1 protein-coding gene is annotated in these 472 nt (G+C 60.4%); it reads right to left on the bottom strand.

Translation table 11 applies throughout. The annotated features are described in order from the left end of the window. Nucleotides 1–42 precede the first annotated feature (42 nt). Complete coding sequence (tnpA, locus tag NY78_RS25960; RefSeq protein WP_043641840.1) at nt 43–393, bottom strand: IS66 family insertion sequence element accessory protein TnpA; 351 nt, start codon at nt 391–393, stop codon at nt 43–45. Nucleotides 394–472 lie beyond the last annotated feature (79 nt).

Below are 472 nucleotides of genomic sequence, written 5' to 3'. Positions count from 1 at the left end.
CCCCCAGGGCCAAGTAAACCCGAACGTCGTTTGCCGGCAGCATCATAGCCGCACCAGCGTGCGGACAAGCTTTTCCAGCACCGGCGCGGCGAAGTCGCCTCTGATCTCGATGTGAAAGGCGTTGCCCACGTGCACCAGCATCGGTTCAGGCGCGGTTGCCATGTTCGCCTGGGGCGACGCGGACAGCGGCACAGGGACGATTGCGAAGCAAGGCGCTGCCTCTTCGTCGGCCGATCTCGCCAAACGCTTCCGCCAATAGCCCCATGAACTTTGGGAAAGGCCATGCCGCCGGCAGTAAGCCCCCTGGCTCAGGCCACTGCCTCGCCAAGACTCAAAATATCCAGCCCAATACGCCGCCTTCTCGGATCTATGCTCCGTTGCTGATGTTGCCATGGCTGTCCCTCCTGTGGGGCAAACCATGACAGAAAACTCAAGAGGCGTAAGAAGGGCCTCTTTTGACGCTTACTGATCT

The organism is Desulfovibrio sp. TomC, assembly GCF_000801335.2.
Taxonomy (GTDB): Bacteria; Desulfobacterota; Desulfovibrionia; order Desulfovibrionales; family Desulfovibrionaceae; genus Solidesulfovibrio.
This window is presented reverse-complemented; position numbering and strand designations above follow the sequence as displayed.